The organism is Gordonia mangrovi (assembly GCF_024734075.1).
In the GTDB taxonomy this organism is placed as follows: Bacteria; Actinomycetota; Actinomycetes; order Mycobacteriales; family Mycobacteriaceae; genus Gordonia; species Gordonia mangrovi.
The window spans coordinates 172,115-187,044 of the sequence record NZ_CP102850.1 but is presented as its reverse complement, the minus strand read 5'-3'; the positions used below and the strand labels follow the sequence as shown (position 1 = coordinate 187,044).

Below are 14,930 nucleotides of genomic sequence, written 5' to 3'. Positions count from 1 at the left end.
GGTGAAATGTCATGTCGCTGCTCGCCTGGTGGGACGGTGTCGAGGAGTGGCTGACGGGTCTCTCGTTCGTCCCGCAGTTGCTGGTGACCCTCGTCGTCGTGATCCCGTTCGCCGTGCTGGTGGCCGCAGCGCTCAATGTGCTGGTCGACGCGGTGTCCACGGTGTTCGACCGGCGCCGATTCGCCGATGACGACGGAAAGGGGCTGTAGGCGGTGTTCCGTTCCCGCGTGACCTTGGCCTTGGTGGCGCTCATCGTGCTGGTGATCCTCGCCTGGGTGCTCACCAGGTAGCACATCGACTCGACCTGCGGTACCGCTCGCGCCCACGCATGTGGTGACGCATCGCCGCCCGTTGCTAGCGTCTACGGGTTCGGTTGATGCAATGGTGGGAGGACGGTGAGCGTGACGAAGTCGGCAGCCGCGCGCTCGTGGCGCCCGTTGACGGCGGTGGTCGTCGTGGCGCTGGTGATGCTCGCCGCCACGTCCTGTGGTGGCTCGACCGACGAGCCCGGCGGCGACGACATCTCCTCCGGTTCGCGCCATGTGAACCTGATCGCCTACGCGACGCCCAAACCCGGGTTCGATGTCGTGATCCCGGCGTTTCGTCGCACCGAGGCAGGCCGTGACATCGGCTTCTCCCAGTCCTACGGCCCGTCCGGTGACCAGTCCCGAAAGGTGGCCCGCCGTGTCCCCGCCGACGTGGTGAACGTCTCGGTGCAACCCGATATCACCCGACTCGTCGATGCGGGAGTGGTGGACGAGGACTGGCAGCAGCGGGAGCCGAACGGCAGCGTCCCGTTCGGGTCTGTGGTGGCGTTCGTCGTGCGCAAGGGCAACCCCAAGAACATCCACGGCTGGGACGATCTGCTCAGGCCGGGAGTGCAGGTCATCACCCCGAATCCGGGCAGCTCCGGTTCGGCGAAATGGAATCTGCTCGCACCGTATGCGGTGCACAGTGACGGCGGGAGTGACCACCAGGCCGGTCTGGACTACATCGCCGAACTGATCCGCGATCACGTGACGGTGATCCCGAAGTCGGGCCGGGAGGCCACCACAGCGTTCGAACAGGGCCAGGGTGACGTGCTGATCAGCTACGAGAACGAGGCGATCATGCTCGACCGGGCCGACGCGACCGCGAGTCCCGACAAGCAGGTCGAGTACTTCGTCCCTGCCGAGACATTCCGGATCGAGAACCCGGTCGCCGTGGTCAACACCACCTCCGACGAATCCGCAGCCCGCGACTTCGTCGACTACCTCTTCACCGACGAAGCCCAAGTGTTGTGGGCCGAACAGGGATTCCGACCGGTGATGCCCTCGGCGATCGCGGCGACCAGCGCTCTGTTCCCCGGCGAGATCGACACCTTGTGGACCATCGACGAACTCGGCGGCTGGGACGCGGTGGACGCCGAACTGTTCGGTCCCGACGGAGCGATCACCGAGATCTTCGACACCGGAGGCCGGCAATGAGCGCACCGGTCACCGACAGTTCGCCGCCGGGCGGATTCCTGGGGCGTAGCCGAACCTTCAGCGGAGTCAGCCCGCTGGGCGTTGGTGTGGCCGCACTGTGGCTGACCGTCATCGTGCTGCTGCCGCTGGCCGCCATCACGGCGCAGTCCTTCGCCGACGGCTGGTCGGGATTCTTCGACGCTGTGACCGATCCGAATGCGCTGGCCACCCTGCGCATCACCGTTCTGGTATCGGTGGTGGTGGCTGCCATCAACATGCTGTTCGGCACCATCATCGCCTGGGTACTGGTGCGTGACGACTTCTGGGGCAAGGGATTCGTCAACGCGATCATCGATCTGCCGTTCGCCCTGCCGACGATCGTGGCCAGCCTGGTGCTGCTGTCGCTGTACGGGCCCAACAGCCCGATCGACATCCACCTCAATGCGACCAAACCGGCGCTGGTGATCGCGCTGACCTTCGTGACGTTGCCGTTCGTCGTACGGCAGGTGCAGCCTGTGCTGATGGAACTCGACACCGACGTCGAGGAGGCCGCGGCAGTCCTCGGCGCGAGCAACGCGACCACCTGGACCAGAATCGTGCTCCCCGCCCTGCTGCCCTCCATCCTCACCGGCGCCGGACTCGCGTTCACCCGAGCGATCGGCGAATTCGGGTCGGTGGTGCTCATCGGCGGCAACATTCCGGGCGAGACCCAGGTCGCCTCGCAGTACATCCAGCAACAGATCGAGGTCGACGACCCGGTCAGTGCGGCCGCGGTGTCGGTCATGTTGCTGCTCACCGCGTTCGTGGTGCTGCTGGCACTGCGCATGGTGGGGCGACGCCAACGGCTGCGCGAGGAGCACGACCAGTGAGAGTGTCACCGCTGATCCGCTACGGCCTGCGAACCGTCGCCGTCGTCTACCTCTTCGTGCTGTTGATCGTGCCGGTCGGGTTGATCTTCTGGCGTTCGTTCGAACACGGCCTCCTCCAGTTCTGGGAGTGGATCACCACCCCGGCGGCGATCTCGGCGCTGCAACTGAGTCTCCTGATCGTGGCGATCGTGGTGCCTTTGAACGTGGTGTTCGGTATCGCGACGGCACTCGCGCTGGTGCGGGGCCGCTTTCCCGGCAAGGGCGTTCTGCAGGCCGTGGTCGACCTCCCGTTCGCGGTGTCACCGGTGGTGGTGGGTGTGGCGCTCATCCTGCTGTGGGGCTACGGCGGTTGGTTCGGCGGGATCGAGAGCGCCGGCTTCCGCATCATCTTCGGCTTCCCGGGGCTGGTGCTCGCGACGATCTTCGTGACCCTGCCGTTCGTGGTCCGCGAGGTCGAACCCGTGCTCCGCGAAATCGGGACCGAACAGGAACAGGCCGCGGCCACGCTGGGTGCCAACGGCCGACAGACGTTCGCGCGCATCACCCTGCCGGCCATTCGCTGGGGTCTCACCTACGGCATCGTGCTCACCGTCGCACGCTCCCTCGGCGAATACGGCGCGGTCATGATGGTGTCGTCGAACTTCCCGGGTATCTCGCAGACGCTGACCCTGCTGGTGCATTCTCGCTATGTCGACGACTACAACGAGTACGGCGCATACGCGGCGGCCACTCTGCTGATGCTGGTGGCCATCGCAGTGTTGATCGCGATGACGCTCATCGAACGCCGCGTCCAGAGCCGGATGGGTGACGCGAGCCCCGAAGCCACCGATCCCCGGAAGGAAGGCGTGTGACATGTCGATCTCGGTGATCCGCGCGAACAAACGGTACGGCGATTTCGCCGCCCTCGACGACATCTCGATCGACATCCCGGAAGGCTCCCTCACCTCGCTGCTCGGGCCGTCGGGGTCCGGCAAGTCGACGCTGCTGCGCGCCATCGCCGGGCTCGACAGCCTCGACTCGGGCACTGTGTTGATCAAGGGGAACGACGTGTCGGCGGCGTCACCGCAGCAACGTGACATCGGCTTCGTGTTCCAGCACTATGCCGCGTTCAAACACCTGACGGTGCGGGACAACATCGCGTTCGGGCTCAAGATCCGCAAGCGGCCGAAGGCCGAGGTCAAGGCGAAGGTCGATGAGCTCCTCGAGGTCGTCGGACTGACCGTCTTCCAGAAGCGCTTTCCAGCCCAACTGTCCGGCGGGCAACGTCAGCGCATGGCGCTGGCGCGGGCGCTTGCGGTGGATCCACAGGTGCTGCTCCTCGACGAGCCGTTCGGCGCGCTCGACGCCAAGGTGCGTGACGATCTGCGGAAGTGGTTGCGGCGGTTGCACGACGAGGTGCATGTCACCACCGTGCTGGTCACGCACGACCAGCAGGAGGCGCTCGACGTCAGTGACCGCATCGCAGTACTCAACAGGGGACGGATCGAGCAGGTGGGCACCCCGGATGATCTCTACGATCGCCCGGCCAACGTGTTCGTCGCCTCGTTTCTGGGTTCGACGGTCCGGCTCAACGGCGAATTGGTGCGCCCGCACGATATTCGGATCGGTCGGAACCCGGAACTGGCGCTACCCGCCGCGGATGCCGCCCTGGACACCGGGGTCATCAAGGCGACGGTGACCCGTGTGGTGTATCTGGGCTTCGAGGTGCGGTTGGAACTGATCGCGGCCACCACCGGCGATGAGTTCCAGGCGCAGATCACCCGCGGTGACGCCTACGCGCTGAATCTCAAACCCGGAGAGGTGATCTATGCGCGGGCCACGAAGGTGGCCGCGCTCAGCGAGTCCTGATCGGTCCCACCGGTGGCGCCGAGCCAGTAGTGGTGGCACACGGCGTCCACCACATCACGGTGGGCGCCGAGTGGGCCGGCCACCACCACGCCGTCGGCCAGCGCGTCCAGGGCCCGCTCCACGCGTTCGGTCAACAGGCCTGCCGACAGGAAGTACGGGCTCACCGCGATCGTGCGGGCGCCGGCAGCGCGCAGGCGTCGGACGGCGGTGCGCAGCCGATGCTCACGCGCGCCGAGTTTGGTCGCGAACACCACTTCGACCGGACGGTGCAGCAGTGTCGACAACTCGATGGCGCGGCGCCGGACATGACGGTCGGCGGCCGGATCCGAGGACCCGACCGCGGTGAGGATGACCCCGACCCGCTCGTCGGACTGATCGCTGATCCCGGCCTCGCCGAGGCGTTCGGCGAGGGCTGCGGCCAGCGACACCGTGCCGATGACATCGGTCTGGTGAACCACCCGGCCGGTACCGGCGTGTTCGGCGATGATGGCCGGCAGGTCGACCTTGCTGTGATAGCCGGCGGAGAACAGCAGCGGCACCACCACACAGTCACCGCTGATGTCGGCGAGGGCCGGCCCTACCAGGGGCTCGTCGAGGTCGAGATAGGACAGCCGGATGTGCACTTCGGGCAGGGTGCGTGCCACCGCGTCACGAATGCGTGACGCGGTGGCGGCGAACCGCGGATCGCGGCTGCCGTGGGCCACCAGCAGGAGCGTGGGGTTCGTCAACAGCTTCTTCGCAGGGTCGGATCAGACGAGTTCGGGCGTCTCGGTCAGATGCAGATGCGCCAGTGCGTCACCGACGAGACCCGCGCCGAGCGTATTGCCGCCCTGCGGATCGATCAGCAGGAAGCTGCCCGATTCGCGGTTGACCTGATAGTCGTCGGCGGCAATCGGTTCGGCGGTCTGGATGGCGATGCGGCCGATCTGGTTGAGTTCCACCGTGTCCGGTGCGTCGATGAGCGACAGGTGCTGCTCATCGAAGAGCACCTCGATGCCGCCCACGATCGCCTGGGTGGTGCGCGTGCCGTGCTTGAGCAGCAGGCGAGCACCGGGTCGCAGCGGCTTCTCGGCGAGCCAGCAGACCGTGGCACCGAACTGCTGCAACGGTTCCGGCGCATCCCCGGCCGCGGCGATCACATCGCCTCGGGAGATGTCGACATCGTCGTCGAGCAGCAGGGTCACGCTGCGACCGGTATGGGCGGTCGCCAGCTGTCCGTCCGCGGTGTCGATCTGACGGACGGTGCTGCGGGTGCCGGCGGGAAGGATGACGACCTCGTCGCCGACGGAGACACGGCCGGCCGCGATCTGACCGGCGTAGCCGCGGTAGTCGGGGAACTCCGGCGTACGCGGACGGATCACGTACTGGACGGGGAAACGCAGCCCGACGTCCTTGATGTCGGTGACATTCGGGACCGTCTCGAGATGCTCGATGAGGGTGGGGCCGTCGTAGTACGGGGTGTTGTCCGAGCGGGTGGCGACGTTGTCGCCGTGCAGCGCGGACACCGGAATCGAGATGACCTGCTCCGGCGACCATCCCAGCGAGCGGGTCAGATCGGCGAACTCGGCCGATATCTGGCCGTACACCTCGTCCGGATTGTCGACGAGGTCGATCTTGTTGACCGCCAGCACCAGCCGCGGAACACCGAGCAGCGACATCACCGCGGCGTGCCGGCGGGTCTGCGCGACGACACCGTTGCGGGCGTCGACGAGCAGGATCACCAGCTGGGCGGTGGACGCGCCGGAGACGGTGTTGCGGGTGTACTGCACGTGGCCGGGGGTGTCGGCGAGCACGAACGACCGTGCCGGCGTGGCGAAGTAGCGGTAGGCCACATCGATCGTGATGCCCTGCTCGCGTTCGGCACGCAGACCGTCGACGAGCAACGAGAGGTCGGGGCCTTCGAGACCGCGGTCCACCGACGCCTTGGTGACGGCATCGATCTGGTCGGCCAGCACCGATTTCGTGTCGTAGAGCAGTCGGCCGACGAGGGTCGACTTGCCGTCGTCGACGCTGCCCGCGGTGGCGATGCGGAGAAGGTCGGGAGCGTGCTTCATCTCAGAAATATCCTTCGCGCTTGCGGTCTTCCATGGCGGCCTCGGAGACACGGTCGTCGCCGCGGGTGGCGCCACGTTCGGTCAGCCGCGAAGCGGCGACCTCGGCCAGGACGGCCTCGTTGTCGGCGGCGTCGGACAGGACCGCGCCGGTGGTCGAGCCGTCGCCGACGGTGCGGTAACGCACCGAGAGTCGTTGTAGTTCTTCGCCATCGCGGGGACCTCCCCACGGTCCCGGCGTCATCCACATACCGTCGCGCTGGAACACATCACGCTGGTGCGCGTAGTAGATCGGTGGGAGCATCACCTGCTCGCGGGCGATGTAGCGCCACACGTCGAGTTCGGTCCAGTTCGACAGCGGGAATACCCGGACGTGTTCGCCGGGAGCGTGGCGGCCGTTGTACAGGTTCCACAGTTCGGGACGCTGCCGTTTGGGGTCCCACTGGCCGAAGGCGTTGCGCAGGGAGAAGATCCGTTCCTTGGCGCGGGAGCGTTCCTCGTCGCGGCGGCCGCCGCCGAACACCGCGTCGAAGCGGTTCTCGGTGATGGCGTCGAGAAGCGGAATGGTCTGCAGCGGGTTGCGCACACCGTCGGGACGCTCGGTGAGCCGGCCGTCGGAGAGGTAGTCCTCGACCTTGGCCACGTGCAGCCGCAGGTTGTAGCGGTCCACGACCTGGTCGCGGAACTCGAGGACCTCGGGCAGGTTGTGCCCGGTGTCCACGTGCAGCAGCGAGAACGGCAGCGGGGCCGGCCAGAAGGCCTTGAGCGCCACATGCAGCAGCAGGGTCGAGTCCTTGCCGCCGGAGAACAGGATCACCGGGCGTTCGAACTCGCCGGCGACCTCACGGAAGATGTGGATCGCCTCGGATTCCAGCGCGTCGAGGGTGGTGAAATCGTCTGCCGTGTCGACGATCGGGGAGGCGGAGGTGTCGGCGATGGTCATGATGCGTGCAGCCCACATTCTGTCTTGGCGCGACCGGCCCAGCGGCCGCTGCGCGGATCGGATCCGGGTTCGGGTTTGGCGGTGCAGGGTGCGCAGCCGATCGACGGGTAGCCGTCGTCGACGAGCGGGTTGACCAGCACGCCGTTGGAGTCGATGTAGTCCTGCATGGTCTCGTCGGACCAGGCGGCGATCGGGTTGATCTTGACCAGCCCGAAGCCCTCGTCGAAGGAGATCAGCGGCGCGTTGGCGCGGGTGGGTGCCTCCACCCGCCGGATGCCGGTGATCCAGGCGTCGTAGCCGGCGAGCCCGTTCTTGAGCGGAACCACCTTGCGCAGCCGGCAGCATTCGCCGGGGTCACGGGCGAACAGGTTGCGGCCCAACAGTTCGTCCTGCTCGGCGACGGTGTGTTCGGGGGTCAGGTTGACCATCTCCACACCGGGGCGAGCGAAGCGACGGGACATGTCGTTGTACACCTGCTCGACCGCATCGCGGGTGCCGATGGTCTCGGCGAAGTGGTAGCCGGTGTCGAGGAACAGCACCTTGAGCTTGCTGCCGTGCAGCGCCTCGTCGTCGATGTTCTTGCTCGCCAGGTCGACCAGCGCTGCGTCCTGCATGTTGGATGCGACGACGAAGTTGTCACCGAAGGTCTCGGCGGTCCACCGCAACAGGTCGGCAGGGGTGGCGTCGGGGCCGAGATCGGCCGCGCCCTTCTCGGCGATCGCGCGCAGTTCGTCTTCGCTGAACCGGCGGCCGGTCGCTGTCGTGTCGGTGGACGTGCTCATCGCAGTGCCTCCTCTTCAGCCCGAACGGCCCACTGGGCGAACCGTTCTCCGTCGTGTCGCTGCTCCACGTACTTGCGGACAACCCGGTCGATGTAGTCGCCGAGTTCGGTGGAGAGCACTTTGTGTTGCCGCAGTTTGCGGCCGAATCCGGCGTCCTGGCCGAGGCTTCCGCCCAGGTGCACCTGGAACCCCTCGGTCTGTCCGCCGTTGCCGTCCTCGACCAGCTGACCCTTGAAGCCGATGTCGGCGACCTGCGAGCGGGCACACGAGTTGGGGCAGCCGTTGATGTTCACGGTGATCGGGGTGTCGAGGTCGGCGTTGATGTCGGCGAGACGCTCCTCGAGCTCCGGGACCAGCCGCTGCGAGCGCTTGCGGGTCTCGGTGAACGACAGCTTGCAGAACTCGATACCGCTGCACGCCATCAGGTTCCGACGCCAGTTCGAGGCGCGTGCGCTCAACCCGAGTTTCGCGAGGTCGGCGATGAGCTCGTCGACCTTGTCGTCGGCGACGTCGAGCACCACGAGCTTCTGGTACGGGGTGAAGCGGATGCGGTCGGACCCGACTCGTTCGGCTGCCTCGGCCACCTTGGTCAGGATGGTGCCGGAGACGCGTCCCGCCATCGCGGCGAAACCGACGGAGTTGAGGCCGTTCTTGAGCTTCTGCACGCCGACGTGGTCGCGCGGGGCGGTCAGCGGCTCCGGCGCGGGACCGTCGATCAGCTTGCGGCCGAGGTATTCGTCTTCGAGGACCTGACGGAACTTCTCGATGCCCCAGTCCTTGATGAGGAACTTCAGCCGCGCCTTGGTGCGCAGACGGCGGTATCCGTAGTCGCGGAAGATGGCGACCACGCCCTCCCACACGTCGGGCACCTCGTCGAGTGGAATCCAGGCGCCCACCCGCTGCGCCAGCATCGGGTTCGTGGACAGCCCGCCGCCGACCCAGAGGTCGAGGCCCGGACCGTGTTCGGGGTGGTTGACGCCGATGAACGCGACGTCGTTGGTCTCGTGCGAGACGTCCTGCAGACCCGAGATGGCGGTCTTGAACTTACGCGGCAGGTTCGAGTACTGCGGGTCGCCGATGTAGCGGCGGACGATCTCGTCGATGGCCGGGGTGGGGTCGAGGACCTCGTCGACGGCTTCACCGGCCAGAGGCGACCCGAGGATGATGCGCGGGCAGTCGCCGCACGCCTCGGTGGTGTAGAGCCCGACGCTCTCGAGACGCTCCCAGATCGTGGGGACGTCCTCGATGCGGATCCAGTGGTACTGGACGTTCTCGCGGTCGGACAGATCGGCGGTGTCGCGGGCGAACTCGGTGGACAGCTCGCCGAGCGTGCGCAGCTGGGCGACGTTGAGTGCCCCGGCGTCGCAGCGCACCCGCATCATGAAGTGGCTGTCCTCGAGGATGTCGATGTTCTCGTCACCGGTCCAGGTGCCGTCGTAGCCTTCGGCGCGCTGGGTGTAGAGGCCCCACCAACGCATCCGGCCGCGCAGATCCTGCTTGTCGATCGAGTCGAAACCCTGCTTGGCGTAGATGTTCTCGATACGGGCCCGGACGTTGAGTGGGTTGTCGTCCTTCTTGACCTGCTCGTTGGGGTTCAGCGGCTCGCGGTAGCCGAGTTTCCACTGGCCTTCGGCGCGGCGCTTGGTCGGACGCTTCTTGCGGGCGGGGCGGTCCGCGGCCGGCGACGGCTTCGCAGCCGCATCGGTCGAGGTCACGGATAGATCGTCGGTGGTGGACGTCATGGAGTCTCCTGAGCTGACGCACGCACACGCCAGCGTTCACGAAAGGTGGGCTGGAAACGTGCCGGCATCCCGCGGCGAGCGGGGGACTTCTCAGGGCCGAATCGTCGTCTGCCGACGACAGGGGAGCACGTCGTCTAGGGACGACAGAATGCGCTGCAGACGCGCTTGAAATCAATGTGGCGTCGCGCGGCGAGCCACACCCCTGGGGAAGTCACGTCGTACATAGTGCCACGATCACCCTTGCCGCGTCTACTTGGGGTTATTTTTCCTCACGATGAGGCAAATACCCGTTTCCCGCGTGAATCGGCATCGGAACGGTCGAGGTGGCGGTCATGCCATCAGGTCGAGAGCGCATGATGGACCCATGAAGGTCGAAGGCGAGCAGGCAGTCGACAGCGCCGTCGAAGTCGCGTGTGCCGCCATCGACCCAGCGGCGCCTCTCGGCCTCTATCTGCATGTGCCGTTCTGTGCCACGCGCTGCGGATACTGCGATTTCAACACCTACACGGCGGGGGAGCTGGGCACTTCCTCGTCGCCGGAGTCGTGGCGGCACGCGGTGGAGCGGGAACTGGATGCCGCGGCGCGACTGCTCAACCCCGTGCGACCGGTGTCGACGATCTTCGTCGGTGGCGGCACGCCGTCGCTGCTCGGGTCCGACGGCTTGTGCAGGCTGCTCGACGCGGTGCGGTCGCGCTTCGCGCTCACCGACGATGCCGAGGTCACGACCGAATCGAACCCGGAATCGACCTCTCCGGAGTTTTTTGACGGACTGCTCTCGGCCGGCTTCACCCGAATCTCACTCGGCATGCAGTCGGCCGCGCCGCACGTTTTGGCGACCTTGGACCGGACACACACGCCGGGCCGGGCGGTGGCCGCCGCACGAGAGGCGACCGCCGCCGGATTCGAACACGTCAACCTCGATCTCATCTACGGGACCCCGGGCGAGACCGACGCGGATCTACACGCGAGTGTCGACGCCGTGCTCTCGACCGACGTCGACCACGTCTCCGCGTACGCACTCATCGTGGAGGACGGGACCGCGCTGGCCCGACGGATTCGCAGTGGCGAGCTGCCGGCGCCCGACGACGACGTGCTCGCCGACCGTTTTCAGATCCTGGACAACCGACTGCGCGCCGGCGGTTTCGACTGGTACGAGGTGTCCAACTGGTCCCGCACTGACGCCGGGCGGTGCCGCCACAACCTCGCCTACTGGTACAGCCACGACTGGTGGGGTATCGGTCCGGGCGCGCATTCTCACGTCAACGGCGTGCGGTGGTCGAACCAGAAGCATCCGGCCCGGTACGCCGATGTCCTCGACGGCGGAAGACTGCCCGTCGGTGGCCACGAGGTCCTGACCGACGAGGATCGTCACGTCGAGTCGGTGATGCTGACCGCGCGATGCCGGGACGGTCTGCCGGTGGATCGACTCACGGCCGAGGAGTTCCCGCGTGCCGCCGGCTTCGTCGACGACGGCCTACTCGAATTCGTCGGATCGGTGGACGCGCGGCTCGTGCTCACCGACGCCGGGCGACTGCTCGCCGATCGGGTGGTGCGCGAGATCCTGTACGCCGGGTGACGGTGGCTCACCACTGCGGCGGCGTCGTGGATGGCAGGGTCCAGCCGGTGCTGCGGGTGGCCTTGCGATGGGCGCCACCGGGCACCGGCGCCCGGCCCGGAGGCGGTAGGCGTTCGGTGTCGAGTCGGTTGGCCACCGAGTCCGCGTCGGTGTCGAGGTCGATGGCGTCGAGGTCGAGCATCCGTGCGTGGATGATGTGCCGGTTGCGCAGTGCGGAGCGAACGGCGCGATGCAGCCCGTCCTCGAGATAGAGATCGCCTCGCCATCGCACGACATGAGAGAAGAGGTCGCCGTAGAAGGTCGAGTCCTCGCTCAGCAAACGATCGAGCGCGAGGACCTTGGTGACCGTGGTGAGTTCGTCGAGCCGGAACTGCCGTGGCGGGATCTTGGCCCACCCACTCGCCGACATCCCGTGGTCGGGATAGGGCCTTCCCTCCCGTACCCCCTTGAAGATCATCGAGCACTTTCTGGTCCGGCGTGCGTGGCGGCCCGGCACGACGACGGCGCATCCGACGCTGTACACGCAACGGTTCGTAAGATGGACGTCACCTACTGTATGGCAGAGTGCACGTTCGGGAGGTGTTGTCGGATGTCGACCACGGACGATCGCAGGTTCGAGATCTTGCGTGCGATCGTGACCGATTTCGTCTCCACCCAGGAGCCCATCGGTTCCAAGGCACTGGTGGAGCGTCATCAGCTCGGGGTGTCCAGCGCCACGGTGCGCAACGACATGGCGGTGCTGGAGGCCGAGGGCTATATCGCCCAACCGCACACGAGTTCCGGCCGGGTGCCCACCGACAAGGGTTACCGGATGTTCGTCGACCGGATCAGCGAGGTGAAACCGCTGTCGGCGGCCGAGCGCCGGGCGATCTTGTCGGTCCTCGACTCCGGTGTCGACCTCGACGACGTCCTGCGACGCTCGGTGAAGCTGCTCGCGCAGCTCACCCGGCAGGTTGCGGTGATTCAGTATCCCGTGCTGTCCACGGCCACCGTGCGGCACCTCGAAGTGGTGTCCCTGTCGCCGTCGCGGCTACTGCTGGTGGTGATCACCGACACCGGCCGGGTCGAGCAACGGATGGTTGCCCTGGGCGATGACCTCGACGAGGACGACTACATCCGGCTGCGCGACATGTTCTCCGCGGCGTTGCACGGCAAACGCCTGGAGGAGGCGTCGGTGGCGGTCGCCGAACTGGCCAACGACGCCCCGGTCGACATCCGGGACGCGGTCATCTCGGTGGCCACGATCCTCGTCGAGACGCTCGTGGAACGCGGTGACGATCGTCTCGTTCTGGGCGGCACATCCAATCTGGCGCGTTCGGCCGCCGACTTCGCGCCGGTGCTCGGCGGGATGGACACGGTGCTCGACGCTCTCGAAGAGCAGGTCGTGGTGCTCAAATTGCTCGCCACGAGCCAGCGGATGGGACGGGTGACAGTGCAGATCGGGGAGGAGACGCAGACGGAGAACCTGCGTGGCACCTCGGTCGTGTCGACAGGGTACGGTGCTTCGGGCACGGTGTTCGGCGGCGTCGGCGTGGTCGGTCCCACACGCATGGACTATCCGGGAACAATCGCGTCTGTCGCAGCCGTTGCCAAGTATGTCGGCGAGGTGTTGGCCGATCGCTGACCCGTGCGGCCGCCTCGTGCGGCCCGGGAGCGATACCGGACCACCCGAACCAGTGTGACCAGCGAGACGACAGGACCGAGACGACCGTGGCACGTGACTATTACGGAATCCTGGGCGTGGCCAAAGGCGCCAGCGACCAGGAGATCAAGCGCGCATACCGCAAGAAGGCGCGCGAGCTGCACCCCGACGTCAACCCGGGCGAGGAGGACAAGTTCAAAGAGGTCAGCACGGCCTACGAGGTGCTGACCGATCCCGAGAAGCGGCGCATCGTGGATGCCGGCGGCGACCCGTTGGCCGGTCCCGGCCAGGGTGGCTTCTCCGGTGGCTTCGGCAGCGGCGGCCTCGGCGACGTCTTCGAGGCGTTCTTCGGGTCCGGCGGCGGCGGCGGTTTCGGCGGCGGCTTCGGCTCGGGCCGTGGACCGCGCAGCCGCGTGCAACCCGGTGAGCCTGCGTTGGTCGCGGTGGAACTCGACCTCGAGGAATGTGCCGCCGGGGTCAACAAGGAGATCACCGTCGACACCGCGATCCTCTGCGACCTGTGCAAGGGATCGGGTACCCACGACGATTCGAAACCCATCAGCTGCGACACCTGTAAGGGTCAGGGCGAGATCCAGGCCGTCCAGCGTTCCTTCCTCGGTCAGGTCATGACCGTGCGCGAGTGCCCCACCTGCCATGGCGTCGGTGAGGTCATCCCGGACCCGTGCCGCAAATGTGGCGGTGACGGACGCGTCCGGTCGCGGCGCACCATGACCGTGAAGATCCCGGCCGGCATCGAGAACGGGATGCGCGTGCGCCTGTCCGGCCAGGGTGAGGTCGGCCCGGGCGGCGGCCCGGCCGGTGACCTGTACGTGGAGGTCACTGAGCGACAGCACGAGATCTTCGTCCGCGACAAGGACGATTTGCACTGCACCGTCCGTGTCCCGATCGCCGACGCCGCCCTCGGCAACGAGATCGATGTCGCCACGATCCTCGACGGCACCGCACGCGTCACCATCGCACCCGGCACCCAGCCCGGCCACGTGGTGAAGGTGCGCGGGCAGGGCATGCCGCACCTCAACACCGGGGTGCGCGGCACCCTGCATGCCCACCTCGAGGTGGTCGTCCCGACCAAACTCGACTCCGCGCAGACCGAGGCACTGACCCGGTTCCGAGAGGCTTCGCACGAGCAGCCCGAGATCGTCAGTTCGGCGACCGGGGCCGCCGCCGGCGGGTTGTTCTCGCGACTGCGCAACGCCTTCGCCGGGCGCTGACGCGCGGACGAAGCCACCGGATCGACGAAGGCGACGCGTGAGTCCACCACTGTTCTGGGTCGCGGACGTACCGCGGGCCGGTACCGACGTCGTGGTGTCGGGCCCGGAGGGTCGCCACGCGGTCACCGTCACCCGGTTGGCCGTCGGTGAGGAACTGATCGCCTGCGACGGCCGCGGTTCCACCGCCCGGTGCGAGATCGTGGCGATCACCGGCAAGGACTCGTTGGTGGCACGGGCCCACACCTACGCCTATGCCGATCCGCCGCGACCCCGCGTGACGGTGGTGCAGGCGCTGCCGAAGTCGGAGCGGTCCGAACTGGCAGTCGATCTCGCCACCGAGGCCGGCGCCGACGAGATCGTGCCGTGGCAGGCCGCGCGGTGCGTGGCCCGGTGGACCGGCAAAGCCGAGAAGGGGCGGGAGAAGTGGCGGGCCGCGGCGACGGCGGCCGCCAAACAGAGCCGACGACCGTGGATTCCGTCGATCGCACCGTTGGCGTCGACGACCGACGTGCGCAGCCGCTGCGCCGATGCGATCGCCACCGGCGGCGTGGTCGCGGTCCTGCATGAGCACGGTGCCGTCGGATTGCGCGATGTCGCGCTCGGCGAGGCCGCCGAGATCGTGCTCGTCGTGGGACCCGAAGGCGGACTCGACGACACCGAGATCGCCGACCTCACCGCGCTCGGCGCGACGTCGGTGATCCTCGGGCCGGAAGTGCTGCGCACCTCGACGGCCGCGGCCGTCGCGCTCGGCGCCATCGGTGTGCTGACCGATCGGTGGGCGACTCGGTGAAACGGTGTGC

General features: G+C 67.3%; 15 protein-coding genes. 9 read left to right on the top strand and 6 right to left on the bottom strand.

Annotated elements, in window-relative coordinates:
* Nucleotides 1-11 precede the first annotated feature (11 nt).
* From NWF22_RS00880 to NWF22_RS00860, 5 genes are all read left to right on the top strand, one after another.
* Nucleotides 12-209 carry a hypothetical protein gene (locus NWF22_RS00880; protein ID WP_160901035.1) on the top strand — a complete coding sequence of 66 codons (198 nt, stop codon included), beginning with the start codon at nt 12-14 and terminating at the stop codon, nt 207-209.
* A 258-nt stretch (nt 210-467) separates the two neighbouring features.
* A complete protein-coding gene (locus NWF22_RS00875; RefSeq protein ID WP_160901462.1) occupies nt 468-1,466 on the top strand; it encodes a sulfate ABC transporter substrate-binding protein in 999 nt (332 codons plus the stop codon).
* Entirely contained in the window at nt 1,463-2,314 is an 852-nt protein-coding gene (gene cysT / locus NWF22_RS00870) for a sulfate ABC transporter permease subunit CysT (protein WP_160901036.1), read from the top strand. The genes NWF22_RS00875 and cysT overlap by 4 nt, the downstream gene beginning before the upstream one ends.
* On the top strand, nt 2,311-3,165 hold the full coding sequence (gene cysW / locus NWF22_RS00865) for a sulfate ABC transporter permease subunit CysW (RefSeq protein ID WP_160901037.1): 855 nt from the start codon (nt 2,311-2,313) through the stop codon (nt 3,163-3,165). Before cysT ends, cysW begins: the two co-directional genes overlap by 4 nt.
* 1 nt (nt 3,166) lies before the next feature.
* Nucleotides 3,167-4,162, top strand: a complete 996-nt coding sequence (locus NWF22_RS00860) for a sulfate/molybdate ABC transporter ATP-binding protein (protein WP_160901038.1) — start codon at nt 3,167-3,169, stop codon at nt 4,160-4,162.
* On the opposite strand, the gene NWF22_RS00855 is transcribed toward NWF22_RS00860, so the two are convergent.
* From NWF22_RS00855 to NWF22_RS00835, 5 genes are read right to left on the bottom strand one after another with little or no spacing between them, the layout of a single operon-like run.
* The gene (locus NWF22_RS00855) at nt 4,120-4,890 is read right to left on the bottom strand and encodes a sirohydrochlorin chelatase (protein ID WP_160901039.1); all 771 of its coding nucleotides are present in this window, start codon (nt 4,888-4,890) and stop codon (nt 4,120-4,122) included. The genes NWF22_RS00860 and NWF22_RS00855 overlap by 43 nt on opposite strands.
* 21 nt (nt 4,891-4,911) lie before the next feature.
* Entirely contained in the window at nt 4,912-6,216 is a 1,305-nt protein-coding gene (locus tag NWF22_RS00850) for a sulfate adenylyltransferase subunit 1 (RefSeq protein ID WP_160901040.1), read from the bottom strand.
* 1 nt (nt 6,217) lies between these two features.
* Nucleotides 6,218-7,156, bottom strand: a complete 939-nt coding sequence (gene cysD / locus NWF22_RS00845; protein ID WP_160901041.1) for a sulfate adenylyltransferase subunit CysD — start codon at nt 7,154-7,156, stop codon at nt 6,218-6,220.
* The gene (locus NWF22_RS00840) at nt 7,153-7,938 is read right to left on the bottom strand and encodes a phosphoadenylyl-sulfate reductase (protein ID WP_160901042.1); all 786 of its coding nucleotides are present in this window, start codon (nt 7,936-7,938) and stop codon (nt 7,153-7,155) included. Before NWF22_RS00840 ends, cysD begins: the two co-directional genes overlap by 4 nt.
* On the bottom strand, nt 7,935-9,680 hold the full coding sequence (locus NWF22_RS00835; RefSeq protein ID WP_160901043.1) for a nitrite/sulfite reductase: 1,746 nt from the start codon (nt 9,678-9,680) through the stop codon (nt 7,935-7,937). Before NWF22_RS00835 ends, NWF22_RS00840 begins: the two co-directional genes overlap by 4 nt.
* Nucleotides 9,681-10,044: 364 nt before the next feature.
* On the opposite strand from NWF22_RS00835, the gene hemW reads away from it, so the two are divergent.
* Nucleotides 10,045-11,256, top strand: a complete 1,212-nt coding sequence (gene hemW, locus NWF22_RS00830; protein WP_160901044.1) for a radical SAM family heme chaperone HemW — start codon at nt 10,045-10,047, stop codon at nt 11,254-11,256.
* Nucleotides 11,257-11,263: 7 nt separating this feature from the next.
* Here hemW and NWF22_RS00825 read toward each other — a convergent pair whose 3' ends face one another.
* Nucleotides 11,264-11,713, bottom strand: a complete 450-nt coding sequence (locus tag NWF22_RS00825; protein WP_160901463.1) for a type II toxin-antitoxin system VapB family antitoxin — start codon at nt 11,711-11,713, stop codon at nt 11,264-11,266.
* Nucleotides 11,714-11,845: 132 nt separating this feature from the next.
* On the opposite strand from NWF22_RS00825, the gene hrcA reads away from it, so the two are divergent.
* The 3 genes from hrcA (at nt 11,846) to NWF22_RS00810 (ending at nt 14,920) form a co-directional block, all read left to right on the top strand.
* Nucleotides 11,846-12,880, top strand: coding sequence for a heat-inducible transcriptional repressor HrcA (hrcA, locus tag NWF22_RS00820; RefSeq protein ID WP_160901045.1), 1,035 nt, complete (start codon nt 11,846-11,848; stop codon nt 12,878-12,880).
* An 86-nt stretch (nt 12,881-12,966) separates the two neighbouring features.
* On the top strand, nt 12,967-14,130 hold the full coding sequence (gene dnaJ, locus NWF22_RS00815) for a molecular chaperone DnaJ (protein ID WP_160901046.1): 1,164 nt from the start codon (nt 12,967-12,969) through the stop codon (nt 14,128-14,130).
* A 37-nt stretch (nt 14,131-14,167) separates the two neighbouring features.
* A complete protein-coding gene (locus NWF22_RS00810) occupies nt 14,168-14,920 on the top strand; it encodes a 16S rRNA (uracil(1498)-N(3))-methyltransferase (protein ID WP_160901047.1) in 753 nt (250 codons plus the stop codon).
* The last annotated feature ends 10 nt before the right edge of the window (nt 14,921-14,930 follow it).